The organism is Mesotoga sp. UBA5847, from assembly GCF_002432735.1.
Classification (GTDB): Bacteria; Thermotogota; Thermotogae; order Petrotogales; family Kosmotogaceae; genus Mesotoga.
In genome coordinates this window covers 2641-6097 of record NZ_DJGL01000091.1, presented here as the reverse complement: position 1 = coordinate 6097, position 3457 = coordinate 2641, and the positions used below count along the sequence as shown (strand labels likewise).

Here is a 3457-nt window from a genome sequence, read left to right as displayed (position 1 = left end):
GTCTGCGGTGGCTCTCTCTCGCTCTTCTCGGTGCACGGTGGACCGTTGACGGACAACGTTGTTTTGAGCAGCGCTCAGCGGGTTCTTATTCTTAAGCGCACAGCGGATCTTAGAACAAATAGGGACTCCATTATTTACATTCAGTAACACAGGTGTTCGTTCGGTTGGAGCACGTTTGCAGTCGATAGTTTTCCGAGAAGTGCGGTTCATAAGACTTGGGTCGTTGATCATAAACCACCAGACAGAGCCGGAACCCGTGAAATGCTATTTGGAAAACAATCGGATATGCGTGTAGGAAAACACTCTGATCTTCATGCCAGATGAAGGCATGGAAGTGTATATTCTTAACGGATGAACTGCTTTGATACGATACCTTCGTGAGCTTATTAGCTAAACACCTCCATTTTCAAGGTTAACGATGCTTATTCATCCAGTTTTTTTCATGTAGCTTTTGAAGAACATCGTCAAATACATTACTAAACGCAGGCAGTGAGTTTAGTTGGTTTCCGAGTGAGCTTTTCCACGCGTTTTCGAAGTCTCTTTCATTGCTTCTGAAGTTATCAAGATCAAAGTCTATTTTCTTGAAGAGAAACTTCTCCCGAACGATGCCTTCAATAATCGACCAGTCAACCTTATCCCATAATTTCCATATATCATATAGATCTCTAGGTCTTGTTCTTTGAAAGAGACTCCTAATTTTTTCTGCCATGATTTCCTCAAGCGGGTACACCTTTACTTCATAATCTAACTGATCAGAATAAGGATGAATTATCTGCTTTAGGCTAGGTGGAAGAATTACGTGTTCATTCGATTTCTTTGTAATATCGACCTTTATTTTTGTTCTGTTTACCCCTCTCTGTTTTATTTGGAATGATAAGGTTGCTTCGTATGTATCCATTATCGTTCGATTTGATGCCGCTATTAATGATACTTATTCCACTTTCCTCTTGTGTTCTTTCTGCAGCATTGGTGATTTGTTCATTGAGTTCATCAATCTCAACTTCATCAAGCAAAGTGAAATCGAGATCATCCGAAAATCTATAATTCTCAAAGTAGACTTTTCTAATGCCTGTACCACCCTTCAGAACCATGTCTATTGCTCTTAAATGCTTTAATATCCAATTTTGCACATAATCTCTTTCTATGGCCGAGATTGGTACTCCCAATTGACCAGATTTTTCTTCGATTTCTTGTGGTCTAATCATTCTAACTCTCCCAATATTTTTTCATCCAGATTCACTATGAGCATCCATTTTGAGTTCTTTGGACCTTTATGTGTCATTGTTGGATCAAGATATAGATAGTTCCTTGTATTGATAGCGGGTAGGTTTATATCTACATCTAGATAATCACACAAATAACCGAATCTTCTTATGACTCCAGTATTATTGATTTTCTTTGTGTATTCAACAAGTCGATATTTATCATATTCTCCACTTTTTATGGCTTTTGCCACTTCTACAATGCCACCACAGTATTGCGGTTTGTCCAGACAGTCCACTATTGTTTTTTCTTTATCTGTTATGTTTATTTGATCGTAATCGATCCAGGTCTTTCCTATACCGAAAAACTTGTGTTCTTTTATTCTTACTATCTTGTACCTAATACCAATGATTCTCTTTTCCCGTATGTCCTTTCTTGAAGTTGTTTCAATGAATACGGTACTTGGTATTTGTTCAGTTAATCCATAATGGTTCAAAGCTGACCAATACGCTATCGCATATGGATCAACGAGCAATGAACCAATAAGGAATTCATTTACGGTATATCTGTCCTTTTCTCTTCCCAAAGGTATTATCAAATACTTTCCTCTCTCTATTCTTCTTATCCAGCCTCCTTTTTCTAGCCTAGAAAGCATTACCCAAAGGACATTTCTCTGAATATTGAACTCATTAGCAATATCGTTTATAGTAAACACATCACCTTTCTTGGCTAATTTGTCTAGAATGTCTATTCTCATTTCAATACACCTACCTTACCCAACATGTTATGTTTTACGTATCGGATCAAGAAATAGTTCTATGCCTAGTTTAGCAGATTGTTCATGTATTTCAATTTGAAGAGAACAAGGACCTTTCCGGACAAACTCGATTATTTACATTCAATTAACTGTTAGGAGCGCCTATAGGTAGACGCATTGTACTGAGGAGCATCTGTGGACGCAATGCTGGCTTCGCCAGGAAGTGATGCGCCGTAAGATCGCTGGCGGAAGAGATGCCACCTTCGACAAAAATAGGACAGACTCCATTTTTGTTATAATCTCTGTTGAATCGGTGGATATGCGAAAACCGGGTACAGACGTTTAGAAATTCGTCGCTCCGCACTTTCTCTAGAATGAGATCCCGCATAGGATCACTGCGGGATGACATGATCGGAGCCGTTCATTTGAGCATAGAGGTTTGCTCGACTGATTCTTTTCACTTTCATGGTTCGAGGTGATGATGATGCCGAGGTCAGCTCGGGTCGTATTCGAAGGTGTTGTTCATCACATTACTCAAAGAGGTAATTACAGGCAGAACATATTTGAGGATTCTGCCGACAGGAAGAAGTACATTGAGTTCGTAAGTGAGTATTCGAGGAAGTATGAAATGAAGATCTATGCTTACTGTCTTATGACCAATCACGTGCATTTCTTAGCGGCTCCCCTTAGAAACGATTCACTTGCAATGACCTTCAAGTACGCCAATATGAGGTACTCAAACTACTTCAACAAGAAGAACCGGAGAGCCGGCCATCTCTGGCAGGCGCGTTTCTACTCCTGTCCTCTTCATCGCGATCACGCCCTGGAGGCTCTCAAGTATGTTGAAAGGAATCCTGTTCGGGCCAAGATGGTTCAATTTCCCTGGGAGTATGAATGGTCGAGCGCTAGGGAACACGTTGGTATGAGTGTGATGGTAGACGTTTCCGCTAAAAGCGATAGCTCTTCTAGAGATGCTGGCAGTAAATCTGTGGACATACATGAAGAGCCCGTTCGTCCCCAATTTATTACGACAGATGAGAAAGTCTCTGAAGGCAACGTTCTATCTTCTAAGGTTTCAATAGCTTCTTGCAAGAGCATTCAGCTTTCTTCGTTGAAGGATCTCGACCTCAACTGGAATCCAGAAGGCTGGAGAGAGTTTCTTGGCTTTCCGGATGAGGATGATTTTCTTAGTAGAATCAGGGGAAACACGTTTTCTGGAAAGCCGTTGTTTGCCGAAGAACTTGTGGCCGATCTTGAGAAGGAGCTCGGGGTTCAGCTTAGCAGTAAGCCAAGAGGAAGACCAAGGAAGGAAAAGCCTTAAAAGCGTTCTTCGATGCTATGTGTCCAAGTTCCTCAGAAGAGAAAAAGACGTCCTTTGACCTTCGTCCAAGATCATGAATCCGTCCTTCGAGAGAGCGTGAAGAGGAGAGAGGAAGAGAGGGCGAGAGGACGCGAAAAACGGTACAGACGTCAGGAGCTCGTCAGTCCCTATTTTCG

The 3457-nt window shown here is 41.3% G+C and carries 4 protein-coding genes; 1 reads left to right on the top strand and 3 read right to left on the bottom strand.

Annotated features, from left to right (window positions below):
- Positions 1-412 precede the first annotated feature (412 nt).
- The 3 genes from B3K91_RS11630 to B3K91_RS11620 are packed head-to-tail and all read right to left on the bottom strand — an operon-like array spanning position 413 to position 1960.
- Positions 413-898 carry a nucleotidyl transferase AbiEii/AbiGii toxin family protein gene (locus B3K91_RS11630; RefSeq protein ID WP_292595253.1) on the bottom strand — a complete coding sequence of 162 codons (486 nt, stop codon included), beginning with the start codon at positions 896-898 and terminating at the stop codon, positions 413-415.
- Positions 804-1205, bottom strand: a complete 402-nt coding sequence (locus B3K91_RS11625; RefSeq protein WP_292595250.1) for a nucleotidyl transferase AbiEii/AbiGii toxin family protein — start codon at positions 1203-1205, stop codon at positions 804-806. Before B3K91_RS11625 ends, B3K91_RS11630 begins: the two co-directional genes overlap by 95 nt.
- Positions 1202-1960 (bottom strand): type IV toxin-antitoxin system AbiEi family antitoxin domain-containing protein, encoded by a 759-nt coding sequence (locus B3K91_RS11620; protein ID WP_292595247.1) that lies wholly within the window; start codon positions 1958-1960, stop codon positions 1202-1204. Before B3K91_RS11620 ends, B3K91_RS11625 begins: the two co-directional genes overlap by 4 nt.
- A 484-nt stretch (positions 1961-2444) precedes the next feature.
- Here B3K91_RS11620 and B3K91_RS11615 point away from each other — a divergent pair, with 484 nt between their 5' ends.
- The gene (locus B3K91_RS11615) at positions 2445-3281 is read left to right on the top strand and encodes a transposase (RefSeq protein WP_292595244.1); all 837 of its coding nucleotides are present in this window, start codon (positions 2445-2447) and stop codon (positions 3279-3281) included.
- The last annotated feature ends 176 nt before the right edge of the window (positions 3282-3457 follow it).